The 17528-nt window shown below is 36.0% G+C and carries 20 protein-coding genes and 1 tRNA gene; 16 read left to right on the top strand and 5 right to left on the bottom strand.

Features of this window, described 5'->3' with window-relative positions:
* The first annotated feature begins 522 nt into the window (after window positions 1–522).
* The 12 genes from WC614_01970 to WC614_01915 all read left to right on the top strand — a co-directional run bounded on the left by WC614_01970 (window position 523) and on the right by WC614_01915 (window position 8326).
* Entirely contained in the window at window positions 523–1245 is a 723-nt protein-coding gene (locus tag WC614_01970) for a geranylgeranylglyceryl/heptaprenylglyceryl phosphate synthase (GenBank protein MFA5031762.1), read from the top strand.
* A 10-nt stretch (window positions 1246–1255) separates the two neighbouring features.
* A complete protein-coding gene (locus WC614_01965) occupies window positions 1256–2026 on the top strand; it encodes a sugar phosphate nucleotidyltransferase (GenBank protein ID MFA5031761.1) in 771 nt (256 codons plus the stop codon).
* A complete protein-coding gene (rfbD, locus tag WC614_01960) occupies window positions 1953–2819 on the top strand; it encodes a dTDP-4-dehydrorhamnose reductase (protein ID MFA5031760.1) in 867 nt (288 codons plus the stop codon). The genes WC614_01965 and rfbD overlap by 74 nt, the downstream gene beginning before the upstream one ends.
* Window positions 2820–2948: 129 nt before the next feature.
* Window positions 2949–3179, top strand: a complete 231-nt coding sequence (locus WC614_01955; protein MFA5031759.1) for a hypothetical protein — start codon at window positions 2949–2951, stop codon at window positions 3177–3179.
* A complete protein-coding gene (locus tag WC614_01950; GenBank protein MFA5031758.1) occupies window positions 3155–3568 on the top strand; it encodes a putative toxin-antitoxin system toxin component, PIN family in 414 nt (137 codons plus the stop codon). Before WC614_01955 ends, WC614_01950 begins: the two co-directional genes overlap by 25 nt.
* A gap of 20 nt (window positions 3569–3588) precedes the next feature.
* Window positions 3589–4173 carry a D-sedoheptulose 7-phosphate isomerase gene (locus tag WC614_01945; GenBank protein MFA5031757.1) on the top strand — a complete coding sequence of 195 codons (585 nt, stop codon included), beginning with the start codon at window positions 3589–3591 and terminating at the stop codon, window positions 4171–4173.
* Window positions 4174–4180: 7 nt separating this feature from the next.
* Window positions 4181–5065 carry a 4-(cytidine 5'-diphospho)-2-C-methyl-D-erythritol kinase gene (gene ispE, locus WC614_01940; GenBank protein ID MFA5031756.1) on the top strand — a complete coding sequence of 295 codons (885 nt, stop codon included), beginning with the start codon at window positions 4181–4183 and terminating at the stop codon, window positions 5063–5065.
* The gene (gene spoVG / locus WC614_01935; protein ID MFA5031755.1) at window positions 5056–5322 is read left to right on the top strand and encodes a septation regulator SpoVG; all 267 of its coding nucleotides are present in this window, start codon (window positions 5056–5058) and stop codon (window positions 5320–5322) included. The genes ispE and spoVG overlap by 10 nt, the downstream gene beginning before the upstream one ends.
* A gap of 6 nt (window positions 5323–5328) precedes the next feature.
* A tRNA-Gln gene (locus WC614_01930) sits at window positions 5329–5400 on the top strand.
* A gap of 8 nt (window positions 5401–5408) precedes the next feature.
* Window positions 5409–6365, top strand: coding sequence for a ribose-phosphate pyrophosphokinase (locus WC614_01925; protein ID MFA5031754.1), 957 nt, complete (start codon window positions 5409–5411; stop codon window positions 6363–6365).
* 13 nt (window positions 6366–6378) lie between these two features.
* Window positions 6379–7083 (top strand): 50S ribosomal protein L25, encoded by a 705-nt coding sequence (locus WC614_01920; GenBank protein MFA5031753.1) that lies wholly within the window; start codon window positions 6379–6381, stop codon window positions 7081–7083.
* Window positions 7084–7153: 70 nt separating this feature from the next.
* A complete protein-coding gene (locus WC614_01915) occupies window positions 7154–8326 on the top strand; it encodes a DegT/DnrJ/EryC1/StrS family aminotransferase (GenBank protein MFA5031752.1) in 1173 nt (390 codons plus the stop codon).
* A gap of 26 nt (window positions 8327–8352) precedes the next feature.
* On the opposite strand, the gene WC614_01910 is transcribed toward WC614_01915, so the two are convergent.
* The 5 genes from WC614_01910 to WC614_01890 are packed head-to-tail and all read right to left on the bottom strand — an operon-like array spanning window position 8353 to window position 11954.
* Window positions 8353–8886: a 2-oxoacid:acceptor oxidoreductase family protein gene (locus WC614_01910; GenBank protein ID MFA5031751.1), complete on the bottom strand. Its 534-nt coding sequence runs from the start codon at window positions 8884–8886 to the stop codon at window positions 8353–8355.
* A 1-nt stretch (window position 8887) separates the two neighbouring features.
* Window positions 8888–9634: a thiamine pyrophosphate-dependent enzyme gene (locus WC614_01905; GenBank protein ID MFA5031750.1), complete on the bottom strand. Its 747-nt coding sequence runs from the start codon at window positions 9632–9634 to the stop codon at window positions 8888–8890.
* Window positions 9631–10761 (bottom strand): 3-methyl-2-oxobutanoate dehydrogenase subunit VorB, encoded by a 1131-nt coding sequence (gene vorB / locus WC614_01900; GenBank protein ID MFA5031749.1) that lies wholly within the window; start codon window positions 10759–10761, stop codon window positions 9631–9633. Before vorB ends, WC614_01905 begins: the two co-directional genes overlap by 4 nt.
* Window positions 10751–10963 carry a 4Fe-4S binding protein gene (locus WC614_01895; GenBank protein MFA5031748.1) on the bottom strand — a complete coding sequence of 71 codons (213 nt, stop codon included), beginning with the start codon at window positions 10961–10963 and terminating at the stop codon, window positions 10751–10753. Before WC614_01895 ends, vorB begins: the two co-directional genes overlap by 11 nt.
* A 7-nt stretch (window positions 10964–10970) precedes the next feature.
* Window positions 10971–11954: a beta-ketoacyl-ACP synthase III gene (locus WC614_01890; GenBank protein MFA5031747.1), complete on the bottom strand. Its 984-nt coding sequence runs from the start codon at window positions 11952–11954 to the stop codon at window positions 10971–10973.
* Between the two features lie 267 nt (window positions 11955–12221).
* On the opposite strand from WC614_01890, the gene WC614_01885 reads away from it, so the two are divergent.
* The 4 genes from WC614_01885 (at window position 12222) to WC614_01870 (ending at window position 17488) form a co-directional block, all read left to right on the top strand.
* The gene (locus WC614_01885) at window positions 12222–13370 is read left to right on the top strand and encodes an FG-GAP-like repeat-containing protein (protein ID MFA5031746.1); all 1149 of its coding nucleotides are present in this window, start codon (window positions 12222–12224) and stop codon (window positions 13368–13370) included.
* Window positions 13371–13552: 182 nt separating this feature from the next.
* The gene (locus WC614_01880; GenBank protein MFA5031745.1) at window positions 13553–14794 is read left to right on the top strand and encodes a DUF1015 domain-containing protein; all 1242 of its coding nucleotides are present in this window, start codon (window positions 13553–13555) and stop codon (window positions 14792–14794) included.
* A gap of 184 nt (window positions 14795–14978) precedes the next feature.
* Complete coding sequence (locus WC614_01875; protein MFA5031744.1) at window positions 14979–16292, top strand: acetyl ornithine aminotransferase family protein; 1314 nt, start codon at window positions 14979–14981, stop codon at window positions 16290–16292.
* Window positions 16289–17488: a radical SAM protein gene (locus WC614_01870; GenBank protein ID MFA5031743.1), complete on the top strand. Its 1200-nt coding sequence runs from the start codon at window positions 16289–16291 to the stop codon at window positions 17486–17488. The genes WC614_01875 and WC614_01870 overlap by 4 nt, the downstream gene beginning before the upstream one ends.
* Window positions 17489–17528: the final 40 nt, after the last annotated feature.

Genomic DNA, 17528 nt, shown 5'->3' with positions numbered 1-17528 from the left:
TCCTTAGAAGCCCTTGGGCGAAAGCCTTTAGGGATTCTTATCCAGCATAGCTGGGCTGTTTATATCTACAAAATGTTATTCAATTTTACTTTATGGTACTATGCCAACTAAAAACTTATTTGTCAAATTAAATATAACTTAAACATAACTATCAAAGTTTACTGAGCAAATCCTTTTAGCTCCAATCTTCGAATCTCTCCTTTGCGTCTTAGCGGCGAAGTTTACCCCGAAGCAGGCGGGACGTGAGAAATTCTGTTATCTACTATCAACTATTAATCATCTTCCGTTCTCTGTGTCCTCTCTGCTTTTTATCTCTATTTTGTTATCTGTTCTCTTAACTCATTTCCTTTTCTCTGAGTTGACTGTGGTTTATTTTTCTGTATTCTGTTTTTATAGTCCCGAGTACTTTCCGAGATTAGTATGGTCATGAAAGTTACTCACATTTAACACATTGAACAGTAATTCTCTATCATTCATATTTTAAAGTTGACTTTATTAACTTTTATGGTTTTATACCATTATATGGTTTATCAATACCTTATCAAAACTATCCGCCAAAAAGGCTCAGCTTTTTTCACTCTGCTTGACCCGGGAGACAAAATTACCGGAGACTCTGTTAAATCCATATGCAAAAATGGAGCCGATGCCATACTCGTCGGCGGTAGCTTTATTGAAAATTCTGATTTCATAGAAAGAATGAAAACCATAAAATCCAATTCTACCGTTCCTGTTATTATATTTCCCGGTGGCGCTACACAGGTATCCAAATACGCTGATGCCATTCTTTTTACTTCCCTGCTTTCAGGTCGGAATCCTGAATATCTTATCAGTGAACAGGTGAAAGCAGCTCCAATCATAAAAGGGTTAAAATTGGAAGTTCTCCCGACAGGATACTTGCTTATAGAATCAGGCTCTTCGACCAGCGTTCTGTTTATGAGCAATACCTCTCCAATACCTCGTTCCAAACTGGATATCGCAAAATCGCATTCCCTTACCGCACAATATTTTGGTATGAAATTCGTCTATCTTGACGCGGGTAGCGGGGCAAAACAGTCCGTACCGGACGAAATGATAACGGCAATCAAAAATTATGTGGACATCCCCATTATAATAGGCGGAGGGATAAAAACCCCTGAAGACGCAAAAGCAAAAGCAAAAGCAGGCGCATCCTGTGTCGTAATCGGTAATGTAATACAACGAAATCCTGAATTAGCTAAAAAATTTGCCGACGCAATACATAAATAAAAGGAGAACTATGAAAGGTATTATTCTTGGCGGAGGACTCGGAACAAGACTTTACCCGATGACAAAAATTACAAATAAACATCTGCTACCTGTCTATGATATGCCTATGATATATTATCCCATATTTACTCTCGTAGAAGCCGGAATCAACGAAATTATACTCGTAACCGGTGGCAACTCGGCAGGTGAATACTTAAGATTATTGGGCGACGGCAGACAATTCGGCATTAAAACTCTCTCTTATACTTACCAGGAAAAAGAAGGCGGTATCGCTCAAGCTATGATGCTTTGCTCGGAATTTATAGGAAACGAAAAATGCGTAGTTATACTCGGCGATAATATTCTTGACGGAAGTATAAAAAATGCAGTAAAAGATTTTCAGAAAGAAAAAGGCGCAAAAATAATATTAAAAGAAGTACAAAACCCATCAGATTACGGCGTTCCCGTGATTGAAGGCAACAAAATTAAAGAAGTGATAGAAAAACCTAAAAATCCTCCAAGCAACTACGCAGTCATTGGCGTATATATGTATAATCCTGACGTCTTTAAAGTTGTCCAAACATTAAAACCATCTGCAAGAGGAGAACTTGAAATATCGGACGTAAATGACTGGTATGCAAAACAAGGACAATTAACGTATGAAATATTTAAAGGCTGGTGGGGAGATGCAGGAGTATCCGTTGATACGCTTCTTGAGGTAAATAATTATGTCGCAAAGAGAAAAAAAGAAAATCCTGATCACTGGTGCTTCAGGAATGCTGGGCAAAGCGCTGGTAAATAAGCTTACTGAGTATACCCTTATTCCAACTGACCTGCCAAATCTTGACATATCAAAACCAAACTCTACTCAATTAATCATTAATAAATCTCCTGACTATGTTCTTCATCTCGCAGCTTATACTGATGTAGATGGCTGTGAAAAGAACGCCAACCTCGCCCAAAAAACAAATGCAGAAGGCACAAAAAATGTAGCTCTTGCCTGTAAAAAACTTAACATTCCTCTTCTCTATATTTCTACTGATTACGTATTTGACGGACAGAAACAAACTCCCTACAATGAATGGGATAAAACTAACCCCATAAGTGTTTATGGGAAAACTAAGGAAGATGGAGAAAAATCGGTAAAAGCTTTATTAAAAAAATATTGGATTGTCAGAACGTCAGGCTTGTATGGCAAAGAAGGTAAAAACTTTGTTGATACTATAATAATTAAAGCAAAAGAATTAAAATTTCTTAAAGTAGTAAATGACCAGTTCGGGTCACCTACTTACGTAGAACACTTATCCACAGCAATAAAAGAACTTATAAAAACTGAAGAATACGGGATATATCACGTTACTAATTCCGATTATTGTACATGGTATGAATTTGCCAAGTCAATTATTAATATTGCAAATATTCAATGTGAAATTCAACCCATAAGTTCCGATGAACTTACCCGTCCGGCAAAACGTCCTAAAAATTGGAGACTCGCCAACTTCTTCCTGGAAAATACAATCAAAAAAACTCTTCCTGCTTGGCATTCGGCAGTAGAAGAATACATAAAATCTAACAAAAAACAAAATTGCCGTTAAAACCATTTATTTTATGAATTTGCTATCAACGTTACAGTCAAAAAATTCGTAATATCATTTGGATAGGGTTTTGCTTGACATTCTTAAATCTTACATTAAATTCATACAGATTATAAGTAAGGAGGCAAAATGTCTAATACTACAGCAGAGAAAACAAAAGATGATATCTTAAAAATTATTTATAACCTATCCCCTCAAGAAATTCAATATTTGATAAAAAATCTTTTTATTCAGAAACTTTATACTCCACCGGAACTAAAAGACATATCCGCAGAAGGACAAAAAGTTATTAAATTACGTAAGTTACCTAAAAAAACAATAAAAGAGGCAATAAAATGGGCAAGATCCCAAAAGTCGTAATAGATACCAATGTTATTCTTTCAGCTTTTGGATGGAACGGAAAACCATTAAAAATCTTAACATTACTTGAAACAAATAAAATACAAAACTTTATCAGTTCCCCTATAATAGAAGAATTAGAAAGAGTTATTGCATATAAAAAACTTAACTTCTCATATAGAATGCAAGCGGGGATAATTGAGTTTATATCATTTTATTCAAAACTTGTTGTGCCTGAAGTTACTTTTAATTTAGTAAAAATAGACCCACAAGATAATAAATTTGTTGAGTGTGCAATAAAAGGCAATGTTGACTACATTGTATCGGGAGATAAACATCTTTTAATGTTAAAAAAAATCAAAAAAATAAAAGTTTTTTCAGTAGATGATTTTTTGAAAACAATTCCGTAACTGGCAAGATAGAGGTGAAAATGGAAAAAATAAATTTAGAAGTCAAAAAAATGATAGAAGAAAGTATTTCCGTAAAAGAATCGCTAAAATCGGAAATACCTTTGATAATTAAATCCGCAAATGCCATAATCAAAAGTCTTCACAACGGAGGAAAAGTTTTGTTTTGTGGTAACGGAGGTTCAGCGGCAGATTCTCAACACATTGCTTGTGAATTTATCGTAAAATTAACTAAAAAAAGAAAAAGCCTCCCGGCAATTGCACTTACGACAAATACATCCCATTTAACGGCAATTTCTAATGATTTTTCCTTTGAGGATATTTTTTCCCGTCAGATTGAAGGACTCGGGAGAAAAGGTGACGTTTTAGTAGCAATTTCAACTTCAGGAAACTCCCCTAATATACTCAAAGCCGTAGAATCCGCTAAATCCATAGGAATGTATACAATAGGGTTTACGGGAGCAAAAGGAGATGCTTTTGCAAAAAAGGTTAACATAGGAATAAAAGTTCCGTCGTCCAGCACACAAAGGATACAAGAATCTCATATACTTATTGGACATATCATATGCGAACTTGTTGAAACAGAATTTTGTAAGATTTCTAAATAACAAAAACTTGAAACTCAAAGCTTATGCAAAAATAAATCTGGGACTTACGGTTCTGGATAAAAGACCCGACGGTTATCATAATATAGAGACTTTAATCCAGCATATTGATTTTTTTGATGAAATAACACTTAAACCTCAAAAAACCGACATTGATTTTATCTCTGACTCTCCCCCATTTGGAGAAGAAAACCTTTGTTTTAAGGCGGCTAAATTGTTTTTTACAACAACCGGCATTAAGGCAGGAGTATCAATTAAATTAAAAAAACATATATGGCAGGGAGCAGGTCTTGGCGGCGGGAGCTCAGATGCAGCAACTATACTTACGGGTATGAACAAACTATTTGATTATCCCTTAAAAAAAAATAAGTTATACGAACTTGCCTCTCAATTAGGCTCGGATGTCCCTTTTTTTCTTGAAGAATATCCGGCCATTGTTAAAGGAAGGGGCGAAATTATAAAAAGGTTGCCTTCTCTTGTTAAACCTATGTTAATCGTCCTGGTTTATCCTGACTTTCAAATATCGACAAAATGGGCATATAAAGAAATGGACAAAATAAGATGTGAAAAAAAATTGACAAACAGGAAAAACTATACTAATAAAATAAGAATAAAGTTCTTTGAAAATGATATCAAAGGTATAGCAAATAGTTTATATAATGATTTCGAGAGGGTGGTATTCAAAAAATACCCTAAATTATTAACGGTAAAAGAGAATTTACTGAAAGAAGGTGCAATAGGAGTTTCATTATCAGGATCAGGATCCTGTATGTATGGAATCCTTAAAAATAAAGGTATAGACCTGCCTACCGGCAAGGAAAGATTTATTAGGTTATTTCCGAAATATTATGTAAATATCGTAAGAACAAAAAGAAAGGAGAAAAGATGGACGTAACGGAAGCAAAAATCATTGTTAGAAATGATGGTAAGTTAAGAGCTTACGCTTCAATCACAATAGACGAGTGTTTTGTAGTAAGAGATTTGAAAGTAATAGAAGGGCCTAATGGTTTATTTGTTTCTATGCCGGCAAAGAAGTTAATTGATGGCAGTTTCAGAGATATCACATTTCCCCTTAATAATGAAACAAGGGAAAAAATAGAAAAAGCTGTCCTGGGTGAATACAATAAAACAGTGAAGATTGAAGAAAATTAGTTCATTTCGGGGGTCGTTCAACCGGCAGGACAGTGGCTTTTGGAGCCATCAATGGTGGTTCAAATCCATCCCCCCGAGGGAGAAATATGGAAAAATTAAAAATTTTCACAGGGAATTCTAATATTCCGTTAACGGAAAAAATATGCCAGTATCTTAAAACTTCTACGTCTTCCGCAACTGTGGACAGATTTTTAGATGGGGAAATTGAAGTTAAATTAGGAGAAAGTGTACGAGGAAACGATATATTTATAATACAATCTACTAACCCACCGTCAGACAATTTATTTGAATTATTACTTATGATAGACGCGGCAAGCAGAGCTTCCGCAAAAAGAATTACCGCAGTTATACCTTATTTTGGATATTCAAGACAGGATAAAAAAGATGAACCAAGAGTTCCAATATCTTCTAAATTAATTGCTAATTTATTATCTAAAGCAGGTGCTAATAGAGTTTTGACAATAGATTTGCACGCTGCACAAGTTCAGGGATTTTTTGATATTCCCGTGGATAACTTATATTCTACTCCTATTATTATTGAACATCTTAAACAATTTGACCTGAAAGAGTTTGTCATTGTTGCGCCTGATGTTGGTGGAGCAAAAAGAGCTTCAGGCATTGCAAAAAGAATGGGGAATCTGGAACTTTGTATTCTTAATAAACAACGCCCATCCCCTGACAAAGCTTACATTACAAACGTAGTAGGAAATGTAGAAGGCAAAAATGCCCTTATACTTGACGATATAATATCTACAGGGACAACAATTATAAACGGCGCAACTGCATTAAAACAAAGAGGCGCAAAAAAAGTATATTGTTTTTGTACTCATCCCGTTCTTGCCGGAGAAGCTGTTGAAAAAATAGAAAATTCTGAACTAGAAGCATTATTTGTTACGGATACAATATTAATAAAAAAACAAAAAAATCTGCCTGAGGGGAAGGCAAGTAAAATAAAAGTGTTATCAATATCCAATTTACTCGGAGAAGCAATAACAAGAATACATAGTGAAGACTCTGTTAGTTCGTTGTTTATTGATTACTAAAAAAGGAGAAACCATGGAATTAAAAATTGAATCAAGAAATCAGGTAGGTAAAACAGGGGTTAAACAGCTTCGAAAAATAAAAAAAGTTCCTGCTGTGCTCTATAGTAAAGGCAAAAGTTCAATGTACCTGCAGTTGGATGAAAAACAAACAAAAACACTTCACGAAGGAGAACATATAACTCTTGATTGTGGAGAAAAATATGATGCTTTAATTAAAGAGATACAAATAGATCCTATTGCTATGCGAACAATACATATAGATTTTCAGGAATTAAAAGCTAAAGAAAAAATCAAAGTCAAGATTCCTGTTATTATTGAAGGTGAAGAATTAGTCATAAAACATGGATGGGTAATGGAACGAGGTATGGATGAAGTAGAAATAGAATGTTTACCAAAAGACATCCCGGATTCATTCAAGATAGACGCAGGTAAATTGAAAGATGGCGAATCTCTCTATGTTAAAGACTTGAAAGGACTCGTAGGTAGATTTATAACCAAAGAAGATACTCTTCTCGTCTCTGTTAAAATACCTAAGATTATCGTAGAAGAAACACCGGCAGCTACCACTGAAGCTGGTGCAGAAGCTACAACAGAAGCAGGAACAGGTGCAGAAAAAACATCTGGAGACAAATCTGCCGAAAAAGCTACGGATAAATCCGCAGCAAAACCCGGCGATAAAACTGCTGAAAAACCTACAACCAAAAAGCCTAAAGCTTAAGTATTTTTTGAATAGCTGAACTTGCCATCAAGCAAGAAGATTTAGAGATCAATACTCTAAATCTTTATATATGGGGAAAAAGTATTTTGTTCCTTTTGGGATACCTTTTATTACAAAAGAAGAAATAGATGAAGTTGTAGATGCTTTACGTTCAGGATGGATAACCACAGGTCCCAAAACCCTTGAATTAGAAGAAAAACTAAGAGAATATATAGGCACCAAATATTCCGTAATCGTTAGTTCCTGCACAGCTGCATTACACTTGGCATTATGTGCTTATGATATAAAAGAAGGAGACGAAGTAATCACAAGTCCATATACTTTCGTAGCAACCACAGAATCTATTCTTTATACGGGAGCAAAACCGGTTTTTGTAGATATTAATAAGGACACCCTCAATATTAACCCTGCAAGAATAGAAAAAGCAATAACAAAAAGAACAAAAGCTATTATCCCGGTTCATATCGCAGGACATCCTTGCGAGATGGACGAAATAATGAGAATAGCAAAAAAACATAATTTAATAGTTATTGAAGATGCCGCTCATGCATTCGGAACATACTACAAAGATCAAAAAATAGGCACCATAGGAGATGCAACCTGTTTCAGTTTTTATGCAACAAAAAACCTGACTACTGGTGAAGGCGGAATGATAACTACCAATAATAAAAAAATAGCAGAAAAAATAAAACTTTTAAGACTTCACGGTATGAGCAAGGATGCATGGAAAAGATATAGTAAAGAAGGTTCATGGTACTATGAAATACTTACCACCGGTTATAAATATAATATTAGCGATATTCATTCTGCGTTAGGCATACAACAACTCAGAAAATTTGAGAAGATGCAAAAAATGAGAGAAAAATGTGTAAATACTTATGATAAAGCATTCTCAAAAGTAAAGGAACTGCAAATACCCGTTATAAAAGATTATTCCACTAGGCATGCATATCATCTTTATATTATAAAAATTATTCCGGAATTGTTAAAAATAGACAAAAATAAATTCATTGAACTATTGAGAACTGAAAACATCGGAGTAGGAGTTCATTTTATACCGTTACATCTTATGCCTTTCTATAAAAAACAATTTGGATTAAAAAAAGGAGATTTTCCTAATGCAGAATGGGCGTATGAACGAACAATTTCTTTACCTCTCTATCCCGGTCTTACCTCTGAAGATATTAAGTATGTTATCAAAAAGGTAAAAGATATCACCGCAAAAAATTCTAGGAGAAGTTAATAATTCAAGTTAGTTAGATATTTTCTTTATTTCACAACTGCCATTCCCTTATCAACAGCACTTATATTTATAGTTAAAAATGCCTCTTTGCCAGGAAAGACTATTGGGATAGAAAGTTTTACAGATTCAGGAGAAACTATCTTTGTTTTAGCTATATACGCGCCTACCACTACCATATTGGCAGATTTAGCAGAGCCAACACTTTCTGCAATTTCATTCGCAGGGACAGCCAAAAGTTCTATATCTGAACGCTTGGGTTTTGATGCAATAATGGATGAATTATAAATAAGCAATCCGCCCTTTTTCAAACGAGGCTCAAATTTGATGAGAGAAGGCTCATTCATTGCAATAACCGTATCAGCTTCTCCAATCACAGGAGATGAAATAAGCAAATCCGATATTATAACGGAACAATTAGCAGTTCCGCCTCTCATTTCTGCTCCGTAAGACGGGAAATGCGTGCAACGCTTATTTTCTTTCATTGCCGCATAAGCCAATAAAACACCGGCTTTTATAACTCCCTGCCCACCAAAACCAGCAAGTATTATTTCCTGTTTCATATTATTTTACCTGAGTTAAATCCTTATATACACCAAGAGGATAATAAGGAATCATTACTTTATCTACATATTCACAGGCTTTTAATGGTGAAATCCCCCAACCCGTAGGACAAGGCGCAAGAATTTCAACAAGTGAAAAACCTTTTTTTTCAACTTGAAGTTGAAAAGCTTTTTTTATTGCTTTTTTAGTTTTCAAAACATTAACTGCCTTGTTTACGGCTGTTCTTTCTATGTATACAGGTCCATCAAGAGTAGCAACCATTTCGGATACTCTTATAGGATAACCGGCTAATTTCGGATCTCTTCCATACGGATTTGTTGTTGTTTTTTGTCCCGGCATAGTTGTTGGAGCCTGCTGCCCACCTGTCATACCGTAAATAGCATTATTTATAAATATAATAGTAAAATTTTCTCCTCTTGTAGCAGAATGTATTAATTCTGCCGTCCCTATAGCGGCCAAATCACCATCTCCCTGGTAACTGAAAACAATAAGTTCGGGATTTACTCTTTTTATACCCGTAGATACTGCAGGCGCCCTACCATGAGCCACCTGAACCGAATCACAATTAAAATACTCGTAAAGAAAAACCGAACATCCCACCGGAGCTATGGCTATTGTTTTTTCCCGTATGCCAAGTTCATCTATAGTTTCACCTATAATGCGATGAACAATAGAGTGCCCGCATCCCGGGCAGTAACGCATTATTGTTTTACTTAAGCCCTCAGGTCTTTTATATTCCCTTTTCATAGTTTATTTAAAACATTGATTTTGCCGGGTTCTACATTTTTAGTTTTTAATGCTTCTTTTGCTACTCCAAGAATTTCTTCCCCGGTCGGAATATTGCCTCCCGGTCTACCGTAAAAATATACTTCTGCTTTGCCATTAACCGCCATTTGAACGTCTTCGACAAGTTGACCTGTATTCATTTCTACAGCCAATACTTTACCCACTTTTTGCGCTAATTGGCTTATGATCTTTTCGGGAAACGGCCATAACGTTATTGGTCTCAAAAGCCCTATTTTAATGCCTTGTTCCCGTCCCTTCATAATTGCCGCCATGGAAATTCTTGCTGCCGTTCCGTAAGCTACTATAATTATATCTGCATCATCAGTATATTTCTCTTCAAATAATGTAAATTCGGATTTTATTTTTTCGTATTTTCTATAAAGATCCCAATTATGTTTTTCAAGTATATCAGTAGACATATGTAAAGTATTTATAATTCGAATATCTCTTCCCTTACAATTTCCAACAACATAATCTTTAACAGGTAATTTATCTACATTCACAAAATCAAAGTTAAATTCCAGAGGTTCCATCATTTGCCCAATCAAGCCATCCGCAAGAATCATACAGGGATTACGATATTTTTCTGCAGTATCATAGGCAAGTTTAGGAAAATTTCCCATTTCATAAGCAGAATCAGGAGCAAGAACGATTATTCTGTAATCACCATGTCCCCCACCACGAGTAGCCTGAAAATAATCACTTTGACACGGAGCAATGTTTCCTAAACCGGGTCCCCCTCTCATTACATTTGCATATACGAAAGGTAACTCGGCAGAAGCTATATAAGAAATACCTTCCTGTTTTAAGCTTATCCCGGGACCGGACGAAGAAGTTAATGCTCTTGCGCCGCAAGAAGCCGCGCCGTATATCATATTTATGGCAGACACTTCGGATTCAGCCTGAATGAACGTTCCTCCGACCTCAAAAAGTCTCCAAGAGAGATATTCAGGAATTTCATTCTGTGGAGTTATTGGATAACCTGCAAAAAACCTACAACCGGCTCTAACGGTCCCTTCCGCAAAAGCTTCGTTTCCTTTTAACAGGATTTTTTCACCTGTTTTATATTTTATTATATCAGGATTCATTTTCGACAATTATTGCTATTTCAGGACATACTTGATAACACATACCACAACCCGTACATTTAGATTTATCTATAACTCGTACAGGATGATAGCCACTTTTATTAATATTTGGACTAAATTCAAGATTCTTTTTAGGACATGCTTCTATACAGTATCCACATGCCTTACATAAAGATTCGTCAATGTTTATTTCTATTTTCATATTTTTATTACCACTTTATTATCATTCCACCCCATGTAAATCCGGCACCAAAACCTGTCGTAAGAACTATATCGCCTCTTTTTATTTTATTAGCGCGAACGGCATCATCAAGAGCAAGGGGAATTGATGCTGCAGGAACATTCCCGTACTTATGTATTATAATGTGTGTTTTTGACATAGGAATTTTTACTCTTTTACAGGTAGCTTCAATTATACGCATATTGGCCTGGTGGGGAATATAAATATCAATATCATCTGCAGTCATTCCCGCTTCTTTCAGAACACGTTCTCCCGTGCTGCCCATAGTTCTAACGGCATGTTTAAAAACTTCTTTTCCTTCCATATGAACGGAGTGAAGTCTTTTATCTACCGTCTCATGAGAAGCAGGCATTCTTGTGCCCCCGGCAGGTTGAATAAGTAAATTTCCAAGTGTTCCATCTGCTCCTAAATAGGACGATATTATTCCACTTGCCCCATCCTCTGATTTTCCAATAATACAAGCGCCCGCTCCATCACCAAATAAAACACAGGTTTCACGGTCTTCCCAATTCACTACTTTTGACATTACTTCCGCACCACAAAGTAAAATATGTTTATACTTACCGGATTCTATCAAAGAAGCAGATATTGTTAATCCATAAATAAAACCCGAGCAGGCAGCAGAAATATCAAATGCAGGTATCCCGGGAATGTTAAATTTTTTCTGAACCCAGCAGGCAGTTGAAGGATAAATCGTATCCGGAGAAGCAGTAGCTACTATAATCGCATCAAGGTCAGAAGGTTTCAATCCCGCATTATCAAGAGCTATTTTTGCAGCTTCAAATGCAAGGTCAGACGTAGCCGTCTTTTCATCTACAATATGACGTTCGGAAATTCCTGTTCTCGTTCTTATCCATTCGTCTGAAGTATCAACTATTTTTTCAAGATCGAAGTTAGTTAAGACTTTCGGCGGAAGATAAGAACCCGTTGCGAGGATTTTTATCGCTTGCATTATGTGAGGAAGAATAATTAAAAAATGATTTTTGTCAAGCCTTTAATTTCTAATCTATGACTATGTTTACAGGGATAGTGTTGTAAATTAAAGCCATTCCTAAGAAAATAAATTTTTATTCCTTGAAAACATCTACACATAACGATTTTTTTGTTATAAAACTCTTTATCTTAAAACTTTTAGGCTTATCCCCTGTATCAAAAACCATTAAGTTATAGTTTTAACACTTGACAAACTCTTCACTAATATATATTAAAAGAAAACATTATGAAAAAGTTATTAATTACACTAACCTTAATCATTTTGCCCAGGATTTTATTTGCCGGACCGGATATATTCATCGGATGTTACTGTTGGCGAAATACAGGCAACCTGACTAGCTTATGGGCGAGGGAGCAATTATGGGATATTCCTTATGCCCCGGGAGGACCATACATTCATACAAGCTTCTGCGATCTGGACAACGATGGAGATTTTGACGCATACGTTACCGGAGACGTCGACACTATCATAGCTTTCGAAAACACAGGTTCAGATACTTTTCCTATCTGGCAGAGCAAATCATCATGGGGGGTCCACCCGGCAGGTATGTCACAAATATTTTGGGCTGATTTTATTGATATAGATGGGGATGGTAAAAAAGATTTAAGCATAGCAAAACACGATACTATCAAGTTCTATAAGAATACGGGAACGACATTGTTCGCATGGACAAGAGAACCTATTTGGGATCTGCCTATCCAGGGAAATCTTAACCTTGCACATACTTACACTGATCTGGATAATGATAAAGATTATGACGTTATGGTAAGAATTTGGGGAGGCACTTGCGAAATCAAGGCTTTTGAAAATACAGGAACTCCAACTAATCCATCATGGCAGGAAAAACCAACATGGGGCATTACGGGACGTCAATCACAGCCTGCACTTGGAGATTTGGATGGAGATAATGATGCCGACTTGATTTGTTCAGGCGATTATGCTGCATATGTATTTGCGTTTGAAAATACCGGAGATTCAATAAATCCGGTATGGACACAAAAATTAAGCTGGCTTACTCCCGACAGTTCTCAATTTCCGGCGAATTACCCAGAATTTGTAGATATTGACGATCACGTTGCGGGAGTGAATGAAAATCCCAAATCCATAATCAAAAATCCAAAATTAGAAACGTTTCCTAATCCCTTAACCACTCTTACTGAAATCAAATACAAATTGCTGAAATCTGCTTATGTAAAGATAGACATTTATAACTTAGCAGGAAGAAAAAGCTACACTCTTGTTGATGGATACCGGTCAGCAGGCAGACAAACCTGCCGATTATCCGGAAATAAAGTCCTCACTTCCGGTATTTATTTTATCAGTTTTTCCACAGATACACATAAAGAAAGTAAAAAAATGATTATAACGAGATAATAGTCTCCGGAATTCTAAAAACGATTTATAATGATTTATCAAATACTTTATAGGATTTTTCCCCGGGAAACCTCTTGTTGTTAACCCCTTTCATATTATTTAATAAAACACTTGACAGTTAGAATTTTTTAGATATTTTTTCAATCTATTTACATTTATAAACCAAAAATCAGGGAGGAAATATGGCTCAAATCAAACCATTCAAGGGAATACGATATAATAAAGAAAAAGTAAAACCCGCAGACGTAGTTACACAACCTTATGATAAAATAACTCCTGCAATGCAGGCAGATTACTATAATAAAAATCCTTATAATGTAGTTAAACTTATTCTAAATAAAGAAAAAGATCCTTATAATGATGCAAAAAAACATTTAACCGAATGGCTGCAAAATGACATTTTAACCCCGCAAGACAATAATCCTTGCATTTATCCTTATTTTCAGGAATATGCCACTCCAAAAGGCGGAACCAAAACAAGAAAAGGATTTATTGCGCTTCTGAAATTAGAAGACTTTTCAACTAAAATAGTCCTACCACACGAAAGAACTTTATCCGGTCCAAAAGAAGACAGATTAAAACTTCTCAGGGCAACGGAAGCAAATATGGAACAGATATTTTTACTTTATCCTGACGCTGAAAACAGCATAATGAAACTAATTGACGAAAACATTAAAAATACTACTCCTTTAATTGACGTTTGCGAATCTTATGAAAAAGACGTAGAACATAAAGTATGGAAAATAGATAACCAGGACGTGATTGCAAAAATACAAAAACTTATGGATCCGAAATCCTTGCTAATTGCAGACGGACATCATCGCTATGAAACTTCTCTTAATTATATGAAAGAAAATCCTAACGCGAAATATATAATGGCAACTTTTATCGCTATTGAAGACCCCGGCTTGTTAATACTCCCGACTCATAGAGCAATGTACGGAATAAAAGCGGAAAACTTCATAGAAAATGCAAAGGAATTCTTCACGGTCAAAGAATGCGCCAATAAAGAAAACCTGATGAGCGAACTCGATAAAGCCAAATCCCATAGTTACGGATTATATAACGGCAAATTTTATTTCCTTACGCTTAAAGATGAAAGTATCATAGATAAGTTTGTTGAAAAAGACAGAACCGACGAATACAGGAAATTAGACGTAACAGTTTTACATTCGTTAATCATAGAAAAAATGCTTGGCATTTCAAAAGAAGCTGTGGCAAGAAAAGAAAATATCGAATACTTAAGAGGCCTCGAAGATGGTATTAAAGGTATTGATAACAAAAAATACTCGTTATTCTTTATCTTGAATCCTACTAAAATGAAAGAGGTCAGCCTTATTGCAAATAAGCAGGAAACTATGCCGCAGAAATCTACGGACTTCTATCCTAAGCTCATTTCAGGGCTTGTAATCAATAAACTCTAACCGTATCAAACAAGTTTGCTGAGAATAGTAATTTCTAAGCTCTATTTAGAAATTACTTCCTTGACAAAAATTAAAAATGGTATATGTTAAAAACTCTTTGTTACATTTTATCACATTTTATCACTTTTGTTTTTAATTAATTGTGTGCCTTTAGTTAGTTTTGTTTTTGTAGGAAGGGGGATTTATGAAAAAGTTAAACATTCCGGGTCCAAAAGCTAAAGAGGTTTTGATAGACGACGAAAAATTTATTTCCCCCTACGGGCGACCTTCCTACAAAGCAGTTATTGAAAAAGGTAAAGGCGTATGGGTGTGGGATGTAGACGGTAATAAACTTCTTGATTTCTCAAGCGGTATAGCCGTTTGCTCCACAGGACACTGTCATCCCGAAGTCGTTAGAGCAATTGAAGAACAGGCTGAAACCTTACTCCATATTTCGGAAACCGATTTTTATTGCGCAATAAACGTAACTCTTGCTAAAAAACTGAGCCAGATAACTCCCGGGAAATTCGATAAAAGAATTTTCTTCTCTAATTCGGGAGCCGAAAGTATAGAAGCAGCAATGAAACTTGCAAGATGGTCAACAAAACGCCAGATGTTTCTTGCTTTTTATTCTTCTTTCCACGGCAGAACTTACGGCGCAATGTCGCTCACTTCCTCAAAGAAAACACAAAGAGAAGGATTTGGGCCTCTCGTACCGGGTGTAGTTCATGTTCATTATCCTTATTGTTATAGATGCCCGTTTAATTTGAAATATCCTGAATGTGATTTTTCTTGCATAAAATATATCGAAGATGAAGTCCTAAAAAGAGTAGCTCCTCCCCACGATGTTGCAGCTATGTTCGTTGAACCTATCCAGGGAGAAGGTGGCTATATAGTTCCACCCGATGGCTATCTCAAAAAATTAAAAGCATTGCTTGAAAAACATGGTATATTATACGTAGATGATGAAGTTCAGGCAGGTATCGGAAGAACCGGTAAAATGTTCGCAATTGAACACTGGGGTATTATACCTGACATAATTTGCAGCGCCAAAGCTCTGGCTTCCGGAATGCCAATAGGCGTAACAATTTCAAAACGTGAAATTATGGACTGGCCTAAAGGCGCGCATGCATCAACGTTCGGCGGAAACCCGGTTTCCTGCGCAGCTGCCCTCGCTACTCTGAAATTAATGGAAGATTCACTTGTTGAAAACGCAAGAGTTATGGGCGAATACTTTATGACCGAATTGAAAAAACTTGAAAAACAACACAGAATGATAGGTGATGTCCGAGGAAAAGGATTGATGCTTGCTTGCGAACTAGTAAGAGATAGAACTACAAAAGAAAAAGCCATCGAAGAAACCGATAAAGTTCTTGAAAAATGTTTTGAATACGGACTTATGGTACTCAGCTGCGGCGAAAATACAATCAGATTCATACCACCGTTAATCGTAACTAAAGAAGAAATTGATATCGCGCTGGATATATTTAGCACGGTATTAAAGGAAATAGAAAAATGAGAGCAGATACTAAATTAAAAGTACTCGGGGAATTGTCCCAGTTTGATGTCTGTGGAAGCCCACAGGCATTCGTAACTCATAAAACTTCTCCACGTTTCCCTTTCATATACCACTCAATAGGTGAAAACAACGAAGGAAATTCTACAAGACTATTTAAAATCCTCCAGACAAATGCCTGTGAACATAACTGTTCTTACTGCGCAAATAGAAAAGACAGAAACTTCGAAAGACTCTCCTTTACCCCGAAAGAACTTGCAGAAACGTTTATGTATTATTACGAAGAAAACCTCGTAGAAGGATGTTTTATATCATCTGCCATCAATAAAGGTGTAGAAGCTTCCCAACAGAGCGTCCTTGATACTATCAAACTCTTAAGAAAGAAATACAAATATGAAGGTTATATCCATACCAAAATATTGCCGGGCGTAGATGAAGAAATGATTCGTGAAGTCGCCAAGTACAGCGATAGACTTTCCATAAACCTTGAAGCCCCCGGAGATGAATGGCTCTCGAAAATGTCCAAACACAAGAAATTCTCGAATATTTTGTCTCAATTGCAGAGCATAGCAAAAATTTCCGAAGAAAAGAAACTTAAATCCGGCGTTACTACACAATTTATGGTAGGCGGGACAAACGAATCCGATAAAGAAATAATGAACCTCGTATCCAAACTTTATAAAGAATTCAAACTTAGACGCGTTTATTATAGCGGATTTATGCCAATCGAAAATACACCGCTGGAAAACTTATCTCCTTGTTTTCCTCAAAGAGAATTACGACTCTATCAGGCTGATTCTTTAATACGACAATATAATTTTACTTCCGAGGAATTGCCGTTTGACAGTAAAGGACTTCTTCCTATTAATGAAGACCCGAAATTGGCATGGGCAAAACAACATCTGGATTTGTTCCCGATTGAAATTAATAAAGCTTCTTTTGAAGAACTGTTAAGAGTGCCGGGGTTTGGTAAAATATCCGCGGATAAAATAATAGAAGCCCGCCAGATAAATAAGATAACGACTCTCGATACACTTAAACGACTTGGCGCTCCTATATCAAAAGCCCGCAACTTCATAACGCTCGAAAATCATTTCTTTCCTACAAAAAGTCCCGAACTCGAAGCAAAATATACAGACAAAGCAGGCGCAGTAGGAAAACTTCTACAAAAACAACTCTTCCTCTGGGAAGAAATGTAATTGCTATCCAAAAAATTCATTTTTGTTCTCTGCGGTCTCT

This window comes from bacterium, from assembly GCA_041649255.1.
Taxonomy (GTDB): Bacteria; Hydrothermota; UBA3073; order JACQXS01; family JAQTXJ01; genus JAQTXJ01.
This window is presented reverse-complemented; position numbering and strand designations above follow the sequence as displayed.

Bases quoted from the DNA above. Each gene is read 5' to 3' on its own strand.
- WC614_01970 (MFA5031762.1), top strand. From the start codon at position 523: ATGGTTTATCAATACCTTATCAAAACTATCCGCCAAAAAGGCTCAGCT.
- WC614_01965 (MFA5031761.1), top strand. From the start codon at position 1,256: ATGAAAGGTATTATTCTTGGCGGAGGACTCGGAACAAGACTTTACCCG.
- rfbD (MFA5031760.1), top strand. From the start codon at position 1,953: ATGTCGCAAAGAGAAAAAAAGAAAATCCTGATCACTGGTGCTTCAGGA.
- WC614_01955 (MFA5031759.1), top strand. From the start codon at position 2,949: ATGTCTAATACTACAGCAGAGAAAACAAAAGATGATATCTTAAAAATT.
- WC614_01950 (MFA5031758.1), top strand. From the start codon at position 3,155: ATGGGCAAGATCCCAAAAGTCGTAATAGATACCAATGTTATTCTTTCA.
- WC614_01945 (MFA5031757.1), top strand. From the start codon at position 3,589: ATGGAAAAAATAAATTTAGAAGTCAAAAAAATGATAGAAGAAAGTATT.
- spoVG (MFA5031755.1), top strand. From the start codon at position 5,056: ATGGACGTAACGGAAGCAAAAATCATTGTTAGAAATGATGGTAAGTTA.
- WC614_01925 (MFA5031754.1), top strand. From the start codon at position 5,409: ATGGAAAAATTAAAAATTTTCACAGGGAATTCTAATATTCCGTTAACG.
- WC614_01920 (MFA5031753.1), top strand. From the start codon at position 6,379: ATGGAATTAAAAATTGAATCAAGAAATCAGGTAGGTAAAACAGGGGTT.
- WC614_01915 (MFA5031752.1), top strand. From the start codon at position 7,154: ATGGGGAAAAAGTATTTTGTTCCTTTTGGGATACCTTTTATTACAAAA.
- WC614_01910 (MFA5031751.1), bottom strand. From the start codon at position 8,886: ATGAAACAGGAAATAATACTTGCTGGTTTTGGTGGGCAGGGAGTTATA.
- WC614_01905 (MFA5031750.1), bottom strand. From the start codon at position 9,634: ATGAAAAGGGAATATAAAAGACCTGAGGGCTTAAGTAAAACAATAATG.
- vorB (MFA5031749.1), bottom strand. From the start codon at position 10,761: ATGAATCCTGATATAATAAAATATAAAACAGGTGAAAAAATCCTGTTA.
- WC614_01895 (MFA5031748.1), bottom strand. From the start codon at position 10,963: ATGAAAATAGAAATAAACATTGACGAATCTTTATGTAAGGCATGTGGA.
- WC614_01890 (MFA5031747.1), bottom strand. From the start codon at position 11,954: ATGCAAGCGATAAAAATCCTCGCAACGGGTTCTTATCTTCCGCCGAAA.
- WC614_01885 (MFA5031746.1), top strand. From the start codon at position 12,222: ATGAAAAAGTTATTAATTACACTAACCTTAATCATTTTGCCCAGGATT.
- WC614_01880 (MFA5031745.1), top strand. From the start codon at position 13,553: ATGGCTCAAATCAAACCATTCAAGGGAATACGATATAATAAAGAAAAA.
- WC614_01875 (MFA5031744.1), top strand. From the start codon at position 14,979: ATGAAAAAGTTAAACATTCCGGGTCCAAAAGCTAAAGAGGTTTTGATA.
- WC614_01870 (MFA5031743.1), top strand. From the start codon at position 16,289: ATGAGAGCAGATACTAAATTAAAAGTACTCGGGGAATTGTCCCAGTTT.